This is a genomic window from Enterobacter sp. 241F3 (assembly GCF_034106785.1).
Taxonomy (GTDB): domain Bacteria; phylum Pseudomonadota; class Gammaproteobacteria; order Enterobacterales; family Enterobacteriaceae; genus Enterobacter; species Enterobacter vonholyi.
The window spans coordinates 136065-150195 of sequence record NZ_JAWNDD010000005.1 but is presented as its reverse complement, the minus strand read 5'-3'; the positions used below and the strand labels follow the sequence as shown (position 1 = coordinate 150195).

The following is a 14131-nucleotide window of genomic DNA, read 5'->3' as shown; positions in this document are numbered from 1 at the left end:
ACATAGAACATATTTGGGAGTTGGACTTGGCTAATATCAAATCAGCTAAGAAACGTGCCGTTCAGTCTGAAAAGGCTCGTAAGCACAACGCAAGCCGTCGCTCTATGATGCGTACTTTCATCAAGAAAGTATACGCAGCAATCGAAGCAGGCGACAAAGCTGCAGCGCAGAACGCATTTAACGAAATGCAACCAATCGTGGATCGTCAGGCTGCTAAAGGTCTGATCCACAAAAACAAAGCAGCGCGTCATAAAGCAAACCTGACCGCGCAGATCAACAAACTGGCTTAATCGCTACTTGTTGTTGCTTGTTTAAAGAACCCGCTTAACGCGGGTTTTTTTATGCCTTCAGATTGCCGGTGGCGTAAACAGCGCCGAGTAGTCACGGTTACAGATTCGCTGCACCGCCGGGTGCTGAATCATCCTTTCGGCAAATATGGCGTGATACTCCTCCATCACGTTATCCACTCTGCCTATCTCCGTAATCTTATCGTCCGAATAGAGATCGTGCGCGTACAGCGTCGGCGCAACGAAGATGGCGTTATGCGCTTCGCCAAAGGCTTTCATCAGCGCCGCATCGTCAAACTCGCCGAGGATTTCTACCTTTAGCCCCTGCGAGTTAAACCAGTTCAGCAGCTTGCGTCCCAGCATTGAGCGTCTTCCCGGCACCAGCAGGCGGCGCTCTTCAAGGCACGCGGGGAACGGTTTTTCCGGCGGCGGATTAATGCACCAGAAGCTCACGCCGCATTCGCCAATTTTTACCGAGAACAGCCCTTCCTGCTGGGTGGAATCAATCGGACAATCCGAGATAATCATATCCAGCTTGTGCTGGCTCAGCTGTTCGAGCAGCATCTCGTGGGTGGATTCAAAGCAGCGCAGATGAATTTGTTCATCTTCAACCACCGCCGCGTCCAGCACGCCGCTCACCAGCCGTTTGGACAGCGCATCCGCCACGCCCACGTCAAAGAGCAGGTTCGACTCTTTGCGGTAGTTGACAATATCCAGCATCTCCTGGCTCAGGGTGAACATCTTGTCCGCGTAGCGAAACACCAGCTCGCCCAGTTCGCTGGGTTCAATCCCACGCCCCTTACGCTTGAACAGCTTGCCCTGCAAACGCTCTTCCAGCGCCTTGATTTGCCCAGTGATGGTTTGCGGCGTCAGGTAGAGCGCCTCTGCCGCTCCCACCACCGAGCCCTGCTTATAGACGTGCCAGAAGTAGTACAGATGGTTGTAATTTAAATGAGACATCTCGTCTTCTCTCCCTGAGTGTGTATCGGGAGAAGGATCGCCTCCTCCCGGTGTTCCGTTATGCCCGGACGGCCTGTCCGGACAATTTTACCTTCAGCAAGGTATAACCGATTACCGCGGCCAGTAATGACCCGATAAGAATGCCGAGTTTCGCCCAGACGATAAGCTCAGGCGCATGCGTACCAAACGCCAGCGTCGAAATAAAGATCGACATCGTAAACCCGATTCCACACAGCACGCCGACGGCCATAATCTGCTTAAACGTGGTGCCGTGCGGCAATGACGCCAGCTTCAGCTTCGTCGCCAGCCAGCAGAAGAGGCTAATGCCCAGCGGCTTACCGATAAACAGCCCGGCAATGATGCCCAGCGGCAGTACGGACGTCAGCCCGTCCAGCGTCACGCCGCCGAGGGAAACGCCCGCGTTGGCAAACGCAAATAGGGGCAGGATCATAAAGGCGACCCACGGGTGCAGCACATGCTCCAGCTGCTTAGCGGGCGACTTGCCGTCCTGCGGCTTAAGCGGCACGAGGAAGCCGACGATTACCCCAGCCAGCGTGGCATGCACGCCGGATTTCAGCACCGCCGTCCACAGCACCATCCCCACCAGGATATAGATTCCAATACGGCGCACATTAAAGATGTTCAGCAGCGCCAGCACCGCAATCGCCCCGGCAGCCACGCTCAGGGACAGGATCGACAGATCGCTGGTGTAGAACAGCGCGATAATCACAATGGCGCCCAGGTCATCAATGATCGCCAGCGCCATCAGGAAAATTTTCAGGGCCACCGGCACGCGGCTTCCCAGCAATGCCAGCACCCCGAGCGCAAAGGCGATATCCGTTGCGGCCGGGATCGCCCAGCCGTGACGTGCAATCGGATCCTGCCAGGTGAATGCCATGAAGAGCAGCGCCGGCACCACCATCCCACCGAGCGCGGCAATGACCGGGAACGCCGCGCGCTGGCGGCTGGCAAGCGAGCCCAGTACCAGCTCACGCTTGACCTCAAGCCCCACCAGCAGGAAGAACACCGCCATTAGCGCATCGTTGATCCACAGCAGCATGTTCTTGTTAATTTCCAGCGCCCCGACCTTCAGCTCAACGGGCGTTTCCAGAAATGCATGGTAGAGATCCTGCGTGATGCCAAGGTTAGCCAGCACCATCGCGGCCGCTGCGGCAATAATCAGGATCACGCCACCGGACGCCTCACTGCTAAAGAAACGGTGTAGTAATTTCATTTAAGTTCTCTCTTTTACAACAATACCTCGATAAAACCATAATACCAAGCCTAATAGCTCGGCAAAAACAGATTAATATTGAGTATAAACTCAGTTTAACCGAGCTATACGCGCAAATAAAAAAGCCCGGAATCGCTTCCGGGCTTTTGCGGATGAAAACCAGCTGATCGATTAGCGGGTTAAATCATCGAAGAATTTTTTGACGCCATCGAAGAAGCTTTTGGAGCGCGGGCTGTTTTTCTCACCCGTCGGGCCGCCGAAGCTCTCCTGCAGCTCTTTCAGCAGCTGTTTCTGCTTGTCGTTCAGGCCAACCGGCGTTTCCACGACGACGCGGCAAAGCAGGTCGCCCTGCGCACCACCACGAACGGATTTAACGCCTTTCCCGCGCATGCGGAACAGCTTACCGGTCTGGGTCTCGCCCGGGATCTTCAGATTGACGCGACCATCCAGCGTCGGTACTTCGATTTCACCGCCCAGTGCCGCCATCGCAAAGTTGATCGGCACTTCGCAGTACAGGTTGTTCCCTTCACGCTCAAAGATAGCGTGCTGTTTCACCTGCACCTGGACGTACAGATCGCCTGCCGGTGCGCCGTGCTCGCCTGCTTCGCCCTCACCTGCCAGACGGATGCGGTCGCCCGTATCCACGCCGGCCGGGATCTTAACGGACAGGGTCTTGGTTTTCTCAACGCGACCGTGGCCGTGGCATTTGGTGCACGGATCTTTGATCAGCGTACCGCGACCGTGACAGTGCGGACAGGCCTGCTGCACCGCAAAGAAGCCCTGACGCATCTGTACCTGACCCGAACCGTGACAGGTTGGACAGGTTTGTGGCTGCGTACCCGCTTTCGCACCGCTGCCGTGGCAAACGTCACACTCTTCCAGCGTTGGAATACGGATCTCTTTGGTTACGCCGCGAACGGCCTCTTCCAGCGTCAGTTCCATGTTGTAGCGCAGGTCCGCGCCGCGCGCCGCGCGCTGACGACCACGGCCGCCGCCGAAGATATCGCCGAACACATCGCCAAAGATATCGCTGAAGTCAGCACCGCCGCCAAAGCCGCCACCGCCGAATCCACCGCCGCCCATGCCGCCCTGTTCAAAGGCTGCGTGACCGTACTGGTCATAGGCCGCACGTTTTTGTGCATCGGTCAGGACTTCGTAGGCTTCTTTGATCTCTTTAAATTTGGCTTCAGCCTCTTTGTCACCCTGGTTACGGTCCGGGTGGAATTTCATGGCCAGGCGCTTATACGCCTTTTTGATTTCACGCTCTTCCGCAGTTTTCGGAACGCCTAAAATCTCGTAATAGTCTTGCTTTGCCATTGGTTTTTTTAAGCCCCTTAACATGCGAGCACGGGCGTGGAGAGTTCTCCTACGCCCGTGCCGATTAATTACCCTGCATCAGGGCGATTATTTTTTATCTTTAACTTCTTCGAACTCAGCGTCGACAACGTCGTCGTCTTTCGCGTTGTTCGCCGAAGCGTCAGCGCCCGCCTGCTGTTGAGCGTGCTGCTGCTGAGCGATTTCCATCAGCTTCTGAGAAGCCTGTGCCAGTTCCTGCATCTTCGCTTCAATGTCCGCTTTATCTTCACCTTTCAGTGAGGATTCCAGCGCACTCAGTGCAGCTTCGATAGCAGTCTTGTCTTCCGCTGGCAGTTTATCGCCTGCTTCTTCAACCTGCTTACGGGTGCTGTGCAGCAGATGGTCACCCTGGTTACGGGTCTGAACCAGCTCTTCGAACTTACGGTCGGATTCCGCGTTAGCTTCGGCATCGCGAACCATTTTTTCGATTTCAGCTTCGTTCAGGCCAGAAGATGCCTTGATGGTGATCTTCTGCTCTTTACCGCTGTTTTTGTCTTTCGCAGACACGTGCAGGATACCGTCAGCATCGATATCGAAGGTGACTTCGATCTGCGGCATGCCGCGCGGTGCCGGGTTAATACCGTCCAGGTTGAACTGACCCAGAGATTTGTTATCCGCCGCACGCTTACGCTCACCCTGCAGCACATGGATGGTTACCGCAGACTGGTTGTCTTCAGCGGTAGAGAACACCTGGCTGTGCTTGGTTGGGATGGTGGTGTTTTTGTTGATGAGCGCAGTCATCACACCGCCCATGGTTTCGATACCCAGAGACAGCGGGGTAACGTCCAGCAGCAGTACGTCTTTAACTTCACCGGTCAGTACGCCACCCTGAACCGCAGCACCGATAGCCACTGCTTCGTCCGGGTTAACGTCTTTACGTGGCTCTTTACCAAAGAACTCAGCCACTTTCTTCTGCACCATTGGCATACGGGTCTGGCCACCAACGAGGATAACGTCGTTGATATCAGACACGGACAGGCCAGCGTCCTGCAGAGCAACTTTCAGCGGCTCGATAGAACGGTTCACCAGGTCTTCTACCAGGCTTTCCAGTTTCGCACGGGTCACTTTGATGTTCATGTGTTTAGGACCGGTCGCGTCTGCAGTGATGTACGGCAGGTTAACGTCGGTCTGCTGAGCAGAAGACAGCTCGATCTTCGCTTTCTCAGCGGCTTCTTTCAGGCGCTGCATAGCCAGCGGGTCGTTACGCAGGTCAATGCCCTGATCTTTCTTGAACTCGTCAACGAGGTAGTTGATCAGACGGGTATCGAAGTCTTCACCACCCAGGTGGGTATCACCGTTGGTTGCCAGAACTTCGAAGGTTTTTTCGCCGTCAACTTCGTCGATTTCGATAATAGAGATATCGAAGGTACCACCACCCAGGTCGTAAACCGCGATAGTACGGTTGCCGACTTCTTTATCCAGACCGTAAGCCAGTGCAGCCGCGGTTGGTTCGTTGATGATACGTTTTACTTCCAGACCTGCGATACGGCCAGCATCTTTGGTTGCCTGACGCTGAGCATCGTTGAAGTAGGCTGGTACGGTGATAACAGCTTCAGTTACCGGCTCACCCAGGTAATCTTCAGCGGTTTTCTTCATTTTTTTCAGCACTTCAGCAGAAATCTGCGGTGGTGCAGTTTTGGTGCCTTTCACATCAAGCCATGCATCGCCGTTATCTGCCGCGATGATTTTGTAAGGCATGATGGAAACGTCACGCTGAACTTCTTCATCCTGGAAGCGGCGACCGATCAGGCGTTTAATCGCAAACAGGGTGTTTTGCGGGTTTGTCACTGCCTGACGTTTAGCCGGCTGACCAACCAGAGTTTCACCATCCTGGGTATAAGCAATGATAGAAGGCGTGGTGCGATCGCCCTCGGCGTTCTCCAGCACGCGTGCAGTAGTGCCATCCATAATCGCTACACAAGAGTTGGTAGTACCCAGGTCGATACCAATAATTTTACCCATCTAAACGTCTCCACTAAAAATTCAGTCAACATGTGGTTGTGTACCTGTAATAAGGGCAGAACGTGCTTTTTCAACTGCCCAGATTTGATTTTTTTCAGGTCCACACACTGCGGTTGACTACAAGATGGGGTCGCGACGGCATCCATCAAGGGGCAAGCATAAAAAAAATTTTAATTTAACCCTGATGAGATCATAGACGCCATTGATTGCGCCCATTATGATGCCGCGCCCAGTCAGGGAGAACTGACGCGGGTTTAACCATTTCACCATGTTAATGATGATTTTTTTGAGGACTTATGGGCAACACTAAGTTGGCTAATCCGGCTCCGCTGGGCCTGATGGGTTTTGGCATGACCACTATTCTGCTGAACCTGCACAATATCGGGATGTTCCCGATGGATGGCATCATCCTGGCGATGGGCATTTTTTACGGCGGTATCGCACAAATCTTCGCGGGCCTGCTGGAATATAAGAAAGGCAATACCTTCGGCTTAACCGCATTCACCTCTTACGGTTCTTTCTGGCTGACCCTGGTTGCCATTCTGCTGCTGCCTAAAATGGGCATGGCAGACGCGGCAAACGCCCACTTCCTGGGCGTTTACCTGGGTCTGTGGGGCGTTTTCACCCTGTTTATGTTCTTCGGTACCCTGAAGGGCAACCGCATGCTGCAGTTCGTTTTCCTGAGCCTGACCGTCCTGTTCGCCCTGCTGGCGATCGGTCACCTGGTGGATAACGAAGGCATCGTTCATGTTGCAGGCTGGATTGGTCTGGTTTGCGGCGCAAGCGCTATCTACCTTGCAATGGGTGAAGTGCTGAACGAGCAGTTTGACCGCACCGTTTTACCGATTGGTGAAAAACACTGATCCTTCTGTCGTGTCCGCCTCGCGGGCACGACATCCCCGCTTCTGCCCCAGCCAAATCCCTAATCCCAGCCCCATCATCGACAGCGCCAGCACGTACCAGGCCGGAGCCATGGGAGACACGCCCATCAACACCGTCACCGCAATCGGCGTCAGCCCACCGAAAATGGCATACGACACGTTGTAGGAAAACGAAATTCCGGTGAAGCGTACCTCTGGCGGGAACGCGCGCACCATCACGTACGGTACAGCCCCGACAACGCCCACGCACAGGCCTACCACGCCGTACAGCAGGAACAGCTGTTCAGGATGGCTGCCAGCCAGATGGTAAAACGCCCAGCTTGATGCGGCCAGTAACAGGCTCCCGACAACAAAGGTAACGCTGGCACCGAAACGATCCGCCGCCAGCCCGGCGGCAAGACAGCCAAAGCAGAGCATGATTGTCGCGATACTGTTCGCCTGTAACGTCACGGCAGGAGCGAAACCATACTGCTTTTGCAGCCACACCGGGGACATCAATATCACCACCACGATGCCCGCCGAGAGCAGCCAGGTAAGCAGCATCGACACCACTACCGCTTTTTTATGGCGTACCACGACCGCCTTCACCGGCAGCTCCTGCGCCAGCGCCTTGCGCTGCTGCATTTCGAGGAAAATCGGGGTCTCCTGCAGCCAGCGACGCAGGTACATCGCGACCAGGCCAAACGCTCCGCCCAGCAGGAATGGAATACGCCAGCCCCAGTCGTGCACGGCCTGCTGCGTCATGCTGGTATTAACGATCGTTGCGACGACGGACCCGAGCAAAATCCCTACCGTTAAGCCCGCGGTTAAGGTTCCGCAGGCGATACCAATGCGGCGCGCCGGAACATGTTCCGCGACAAACACCCACGCGCCCGGCACTTCACCGCCAATCGCCGCGCCCTGAAGAACGCGCATCAGCAACAGCAGCAACGGCGCAAGGATACCCATCGAGGCATAGGTGGGCAGCAGACCAATGGCCAGCGTCGGCACGGCCATCAGCAGGATGCTAAGGGTAAACATCTTCTTACGCCCGACCAGATCGCCAAAGTGGGCCATGATGATGCCGCCCAGCGGACGCGCCAGATACCCGGCGGCAAAAATGCCGAAGGTTTGCACCTGACGCAGCCATTCCGGAATATCCGCCGGGAAGAAGAGCTCTCCCACCACGGCGGCGAAGAAGACGAAGATAATGAAGTCGTAAAACTCCAGCGCGCCGCCTAAGGCCGCAAGCGTGAGGGTTTTGTAATCCTGTCGATTCAGAGGTCGGGCGTTATGTGACATAGCGAACCATTATGCGTGTGTTGTGGATTTATTTTTACAGCAATCGTAAAGAAAAAATTACTATACCGTAAAACCTTGCCCACGCTATCGCCGCTTCAGCTTATGTCACACATTGATTAATTTCAGGAGATTGTTTCGCGACGCGCGTTTTTAGGACGAAAAGCTGCTACCACTTTCTCATCGGTTTCGACATACGGGCCGTCAAGAAGCTGTATACAATACGGTACACTTGCAAAGATACCGTGAACGATGACGCTGCCGTCTTCCGCTTTAAGCCCTTCCAGGGTCTCTTTGATCGACTTCGGCTGACCCGGCAGGTTCAGAATCAACGCCTGCTTGCGGATCACCCCCACCTGGCGGGAAAGAATGGCCGTCGGAACAAAGTGTAGACCGATCTGGCGCATCTGTTCACCGAAGCCCGGCATTTCGCGATCGGCGATAGCCAGCGTCGCGTCCGGCGTCACGTCACGGCGGGCGGGGCCGGTTCCGCCCGTCGTCAGAACAAGGTGGCAGCTCATCTCATCCACCAGCTCGCAGAGCGTCTGCTCGATGATCGGTTGTTCGTCAGGAATCAGGCGTGTCTGAATCTCAAAAGGGGTGGTCAGCGCGCTGCTCAACCATTCTTCCAGAGCGGGGATTCCTTTATCCTGGTAAACACCGCTGGAGGCGCGGTCAGAAATCGACACTAAGCCGATGCGTAAGGTATTCATATCCATTCCATTCAAAGAGTACTGATTAAAGGGAATGATACACGCAGAGAGGAGATTCAGACAGGGGACGAAAGAAGTCGCGTGACCGGGAGCCCGGTCACGCAGAATGATTACAGCAGGTCGCCGATCATTTTTTCCAGTTTGCCCTGGTCAACAGCAAACTTACGGATACCATCCGCCAGCTTGTCTACCGCCATTGGATCCTGGTTGTGCTGCCACAGGAACTCGGATTCAGTGATGCGCTCTGGACGTGCTTTTACTTCACCGGTGTAAGACAGTTTACGCTCAATGGTACCTTCGCTTTCTGCCAGCTCTTTCAGCAGCGCAGGAGCGATGGTCAGGCGGTCACAGCCAGCCAGCTCGATGATTTCACCGACGTTACGGAAGCTTGCGCCCATAACCACAGTCTCATAACCGTGCTGCTTGTAGTATTCGTAGATTTCAGTAACAGAAACTACGCCTGGATCTTCAGCCGGTGCGTACTCTTTCTTATCAGTGTTGGCTTTGTACCAGTCCAGAATACGGCCCACGAACGGAGAAATCAGGTATACGCCCGCTTCTGCACAAGCACGCGCCTGCGCGAAGGAGAACAGCAGGGTCAGGTTACAGTTGATACCGTCTTTTTCCAGCTGCTCTGCCGCGCGGATACCCTGCCAGGTGGAAGCCAGTTTGATCAGGATACGGTCGTTGCTGATGCCCGCGTCGTTGTACATTTTGATCAGACGTTTCGCTTTGGCGATAGACGCTTCGGTGTCGTAGGAAAGACGCGCATCTACTTCGGTAGAGATACGGCCAGGAACCAGTTTCAGGATTTCCAGACCGATGTTCACTGCCAGTTTGTCGGTGGCATCCACAACCTGCTGCGCGCGGTCGTTGCTCTGTGCTTTCGCCCAGGTCACTGCGTCGTCAATCAGTTTGCGATACTCAGGGATCTGTGCGGCGTTAAGGATCAGAGAAGGGTTAGTTGTGGCATCCTGCGGCTGGTACAGCTTCATTGCCGCGATATCTCCGGTGTCAGCTACGACAGTGGTGAACTGACGAAGGGAGGTCAATTTATCCGTCATGATAGTGTTTCTCTTTTAACGTGCCCTGGATAATTCACGCTACCGACAGCATGCCTGCAGCGGAAAAATGACAGGTTTACTTGTTAGGGGGATGTAACCGGTCTGCCCTGATGATAACACGACGGAGGGGTAGCGCAACCGCAGACAGTGCGCTTAGGTAGAGTATGGTAAACTCGGAATATTAACAGGCTGCTAAGCAACAGCATGCCCAATCAGTGGTAGCGCTTACATATTCACTTTGGCATCAACAAGAGGGACGTTAATGCCTGATTTCTTTTTCTTTATTAACGAAGTCCTGTGGGGTTCGATAATGATTTACCTGCTTCTGGGAGCAGGTATTTGGTTTACGCTACGCAGTGGGTTCATCCAGTTTCGTTATATTCGCAAGTTTGGCAGAAGTCTGAAAAACAGCGTCACGCCTCAGCCGGGCGGATTAACGTCGTTTCAGGCACTTTGTACCAGCCTGGCGGCACGCCTCGGCAGCGGGAATCTTGCAGGCGTTGCGCTGGCCATCAGCGCCGGTGGGCCAGGCGCAGTCTTCTGGATGTGGGTGACGGCGCTTCTCGGGATGGCCACCTCCTTTGCCGAAAGTTCGCTCGCCCAGCTTTATAAAGAGAAAGATAAAAACGGCCAGTTTCGCGGCGGTCCTGCCTGGTACATGGCGCGTGGCTTAGGGATGCGCTGGATGGGCGTCCTGTTCTCGCTTTTTTTACTGCTCGCGTACGGCCTTATTTTTAATACCGTCCAGGCGAACTCGGTCGCCAACGCCCTGCGCTATGCCTTCTCCTGCCCCGAGTGGCTCGCGGGTCTCGCTTTAGCCATCGTCGTTCTGCTTACCATCTCGGTCGGTCTCAAGGGCATCGCCCGTCTGATGCAGTGGCTGGTGCCCATTATGGCGCTGCTCTGGGTTGCCGCGAGCCTGTTCGTTGCCGCCCAGCATCTCGACCAGGTGCCGGGCGTGATTGCGACCATCGTCAAAAGCGCCTTTGGCTGGCGCGAAGTGGCCTCCGGGGCGCTGGGCTATACCTTCAGCCAGGCGCTGATGGCGGGTTTTCAGCGGGGCATGTTCTCTAATGAGGCCGGTATGGGGTCAACCCCCAACGCGGCAGCCGCCGCCTCTTCCTGGCCGCCGCACCCGGCCGCGCAAGGCATTGTGCAGATGATTGGCGTCTTTACAGATACCATTATTATCTGTTCCGCCAGCGCCATGATTTTGCTGCTGGCAGGCCCCGTACCGCACGCGTCGGGCACCGTCGGAATACAGCTTCTCCAGCAGGCGCTGGTGAACCTGACCGGCGGCTGGGGTGCAGGGTTTGTCTCGCTAATCCTGGTTTTGTTTGCCTTCAGCTCGATAGTGGTGAATTACCTTTACGCCGAAAATAACCTTATATTCCTGAAGCTCGACTCCCGCGCCGCAATCGGAACCCTGCGTCTGGGGGTCATCCTGATGGTGATCGCTGGCTCCCTGCTCAGTATGCCGCTGGTCTGGCAGCTGGCCGATATCATTATGGCGCTGATGGCGATCACTAACCTCACGGCGATCCTGCTGCTCTCGCCCGTTGTGACCCTGATTGCCAGAGACTATCTGCGCCAGCGCAAACTCGGCGTTCCGCCGGTATTTGATCCCGCCCGTTATCCCGATATTAAGGCGCAGCTTGCCCCCGGCACGTGGGATGATTTGCCGCGGCAATAACAGCTATCGATCAATTCAGGGCGATTTTTTGCTAAAGTCGCTCTAAATTTCCTGCAAGGACTGGATATGCTGATTCTGATTTCACCTGCAAAGACGCTCGACTACCAGAGCCCGCTCGCTACAGAGCGCTATACTCAGCCTGAACTGCTGGACTACTCGCAACAGCTGATCCGCGAAGCGCGTAAGCTCTCTGCGCCGCAAATCGCCTCGCTGATGAGCATCAGCGACAAGCTGGCAGACCTTAACGTGACCCGCTTTCATGAATGGCACCCGGATTTCACCCCGGCTAACGCTCGCCAGGCGATTCTGGCATTTAAAGGCGATGTCTATACCGGCCTGCAGGCGGAAGATTTTAGCGAAGCCGACTTCGATTTTGCCCAGCAGCATCTGCGCATGCTGTCGGGTCTGTACGGCGTACTGAGACCGCTGGACCTCATGCAGCCGTATCGTCTGGAGATGGGGATTCGTCTGGAGAATGCCAAAGGCAAAGACCTGTACCATTTCTGGGGTGATATCATCACCGATAAGCTGAATGCGGCGCTGCGCGCGCAGGGCGATAACGTGGTGATTAACCTGGCATCCGATGAATACTACAAGTCGGTGAAGCCGAAAAAGCTGGATGCGGAGATTATCAAACCGGTGTTCCTCGACGAGAAGAACGGTAAGTTCAAAGTGATCAGCTTCTACGCCAAGAAAGCGCGCGGTCTGATGAGCCGCTACATTATCCAGAACCGCCTGACGAAGCCGGAGCAGCTAACCGCCTTCAACAGCGAAGGCTATTTCTTTGACGAAGAAGCGTCAGGGAAAGGCGAGCTGGTGTTTAAGCGCCACGAGCAGTAAAAACAAACCCCGCCGGCTGGCGGGGTTTTGCATTAGTGGTGTTTCCAGTCCGGGCCCGGACGATGATCGTCATGGCGACGGTCGTCATGATGGTGGTCACGCTCGCGATGCTCATCATGTGGACGCCAGTGGTTATCGCGCCAGTCATAATGCGCCTTCCACCAGTCGTGGTCGCGCCAGCGGCCACCGTCCCAGTAGTGCCCGTTATTATCCCGGTCGCCAATCTGCAGTTTTACCGCAGGTACGAGGGTGATTTCGGATGCCTGTACCGCCATGGGAGCGACCAGCATCAGTGAAAGCGCAATCAGCACAGGTTTCAGTGTAGACATCGGTGACTCCTTATTATCTTTGCCCTACGTGGGCCGATGTAAGGAGATTACGCGAGGGAAACGGGGGATGTTATTCTCTGCAATCCTAATCGCTAAGTGACCGCATTTATTGGGAATTTCTGCTTTTTCCCTGCTATTTTCCTCCTTAATTTCTCCATAAAAAAAGCCGGGTAGCGGCTACGCCTTACCCGGCCTACGTTCTGAGCCGTTGTAGGTCGGGTAAGGCGAAGCCGCACCCGACAAAAATTATGCTAGGGACATCATCAGCTTACGCAGCGCGGCAAAGTCTGCCGGCAGTTCATGGGACAACAGCGGCAGGTCGGCACGCTCGGCCAGCTCTTTCGGCAGCGGCAGCGTTTCGCCCAAGATTTCTTCCACGCTCTCTTTGAACTTCGCCGGATGCGCGGTGCCCAGGAACAGGCCATATTCACCCGGGTTAAGCTGGTCGCGCAGCGCGCGGTAGGCAATCGCCGCGTGCGGTTCAGAGGTATACCCGACCGCCTTCAGCTCGCGCATGGTGGATTTGGTAGTTTCATCCGTCACAGCGGCATAGCCCAGGTCGCCCAGACGCCAGATCTTACGGCGGAACAGCTCTTCCACGCGCGGCCAGTTGTTCGGCTGAGACACATCCATCGCATTGGAGAGGGTCGCCTGCGTGGCGTTCGGCGCCCACTTCCCGTCTTTCAGGAAGCGCGGCACGGTGTCGTTGGCGTTGGTCGCGGCGATAAAGCGTTTCACCGGCAGACCCAGGGATTTTGCCAGCAGGCCCGCCGTCAGGTCACCGAAGTTACCGCTCGGCACGGAGATCACCAGCTGGTTGCGCGCTTCCTGCGGCAGCTGCGCCACCGCTTCGAAGTAGTAGCAGATCTGCGCCAGCAGACGGCTGATATTGATGGAGTTCGCAGAGTTAAGACCCAGAGCTACCTTCAGCTCTTCGTCGTCGAAGGCCTGCTTGACCAGCGCCTGGCAGGCATCGAAATCACCGTCAATTGCCACGGTTTCAATGTTGCCGCCGAGGGTGCAGAACAGTTTCTCCTGCAGCGGGCTGATTTTGCCTTTTGGATAGAGGATCACCACGCGGACGTTTTTCAGGCCGTAGAACGCGTGTGCCACCGCCGCGCCGGTATCGCCGGAGGTTGCGGTCAGGATGGTCACCGGCTTGTCGCCGCTGATGTGGGTCAGCATCTGCGCCATAAAGCGGCCGCCGAAGTCTTTAAACGCCAGGGTTGGGCCGTGGAACAGCTCCAGACAGCCCACGTCAGGCTCAACCTGCTGAACCGGCGCCGGGAACGCGAATGCCGCACGCACGCGCTCTTCCAGCAGCTCCTGCGGAATTTCATCGCCGATAAACGCGGACAGAATTTTGGTGCTGCGGGTGACAAAATCCTGCTTCAGCAGGTCATCAATCTCGGTCAGCTGGAATTCCGGCAGGTCATGCGGGAAAAACAGCCCCTGATTTTTGCCCAGTCCCTGAGTCACCGCCTGCGCGAAGCTGACCTGCTCGTTATGATCTTTAAGGTTGTAGAGTTTCATT

At 55.5% G+C, this 14131-nt stretch carries 13 protein-coding genes; 4 read left to right on the top strand and 9 right to left on the bottom strand.

Annotated elements, in window-relative coordinates; all coding sequences use genetic code 11:
- Positions 1-26: 26 nt before the first annotated feature.
- Complete coding sequence (rpsT, locus tag UR504_RS15035; RefSeq protein ID WP_003856458.1) at positions 27-290, top strand: 30S ribosomal protein S20; 264 nt, start codon at positions 27-29, stop codon at positions 288-290.
- Between the two features lie 57 nt (positions 291-347).
- On the opposite strand, the gene nhaR is transcribed toward rpsT, so the two are convergent.
- The 4 genes from nhaR to dnaK all read right to left on the bottom strand — a co-directional run bounded on the left by nhaR (position 348) and on the right by dnaK (position 5799).
- The gene (nhaR, locus tag UR504_RS15030; protein WP_032660752.1) at positions 348-1247 is read right to left on the bottom strand and encodes a transcriptional activator NhaR; all 900 of its coding nucleotides are present in this window, start codon (positions 1245-1247) and stop codon (positions 348-350) included.
- Positions 1248-1305: 58 nt separating this feature from the next.
- The gene (gene nhaA / locus UR504_RS15025) at positions 1306-2481 is read right to left on the bottom strand and encodes a Na+/H+ antiporter NhaA (RefSeq protein WP_320718516.1); all 1176 of its coding nucleotides are present in this window, start codon (positions 2479-2481) and stop codon (positions 1306-1308) included.
- Positions 2482-2652: 171 nt separating this feature from the next.
- Positions 2653-3798 (bottom strand): molecular chaperone DnaJ, encoded by a 1146-nt coding sequence (dnaJ, locus tag UR504_RS15020; RefSeq protein WP_014830600.1) that lies wholly within the window; start codon positions 3796-3798, stop codon positions 2653-2655.
- Positions 3799-3885: 87 nt separating this feature from the next.
- Positions 3886-5799 (bottom strand): molecular chaperone DnaK, encoded by a 1914-nt coding sequence (gene dnaK, locus UR504_RS15015; protein WP_008502041.1) that lies wholly within the window; start codon positions 5797-5799, stop codon positions 3886-3888.
- Between the two features lie 296 nt (positions 5800-6095).
- On the opposite strand from dnaK, the gene satP reads away from it, so the two are divergent.
- The gene (satP, locus tag UR504_RS15010) at positions 6096-6662 is read left to right on the top strand and encodes an acetate uptake transporter (RefSeq protein ID WP_008502042.1); all 567 of its coding nucleotides are present in this window, start codon (positions 6096-6098) and stop codon (positions 6660-6662) included.
- On the opposite strand, the gene UR504_RS15005 is transcribed toward satP, so the two are convergent.
- The 3 genes from UR504_RS15005 to tal form a co-directional block, all read right to left on the bottom strand.
- Complete coding sequence (locus UR504_RS15005) at positions 6639-7961, bottom strand: MFS transporter (RefSeq protein WP_127729574.1); 1323 nt, start codon at positions 7959-7961, stop codon at positions 6639-6641. The genes satP and UR504_RS15005 overlap by 24 nt on opposite strands.
- Before the next feature lie 122 nt (positions 7962-8083).
- Positions 8084-8671, bottom strand: a complete 588-nt coding sequence (gene mog / locus UR504_RS15000) for a molybdopterin adenylyltransferase (protein ID WP_111964074.1) — start codon at positions 8669-8671, stop codon at positions 8084-8086.
- 110 nt (positions 8672-8781) lie between these two features.
- Positions 8782-9735 (bottom strand): transaldolase, encoded by a 954-nt coding sequence (gene tal / locus UR504_RS14995; RefSeq protein WP_023310342.1) that lies wholly within the window; start codon positions 9733-9735, stop codon positions 8782-8784.
- A 262-nt stretch (positions 9736-9997) separates the two neighbouring features.
- Here tal and UR504_RS14990 point away from each other — a divergent pair, with 262 nt between their 5' ends.
- Together UR504_RS14990 and yaaA are read left to right on the top strand one after the other, a co-directional pair.
- Entirely contained in the window at positions 9998-11428 is a 1431-nt protein-coding gene (locus tag UR504_RS14990; protein WP_302235719.1) for an alanine/glycine:cation symporter family protein, read from the top strand.
- A 66-nt stretch (positions 11429-11494) separates the two neighbouring features.
- Positions 11495-12268, top strand: a complete 774-nt coding sequence (yaaA, locus tag UR504_RS14985) for a peroxide stress protein YaaA (RefSeq protein WP_302235717.1) — start codon at positions 11495-11497, stop codon at positions 12266-12268.
- Positions 12269-12300: 32 nt separating this feature from the next.
- Here the strand turns inward: yaaA and UR504_RS14980 are convergent, their stop codons facing one another.
- Together UR504_RS14980 and thrC are read right to left on the bottom strand one after the other, a co-directional pair.
- Complete coding sequence (locus tag UR504_RS14980; RefSeq protein ID WP_115876475.1) at positions 12301-12597, bottom strand: DUF2502 domain-containing protein; 297 nt, start codon at positions 12595-12597, stop codon at positions 12301-12303.
- 246 nt (positions 12598-12843) lie between these two features.
- Positions 12844-14130 (bottom strand): threonine synthase, encoded by a 1287-nt coding sequence (thrC, locus tag UR504_RS14975; RefSeq protein WP_302235716.1) that lies wholly within the window; start codon positions 14128-14130, stop codon positions 12844-12846.
- Between the last annotated feature and the right edge of the window lies 1 nt (position 14131).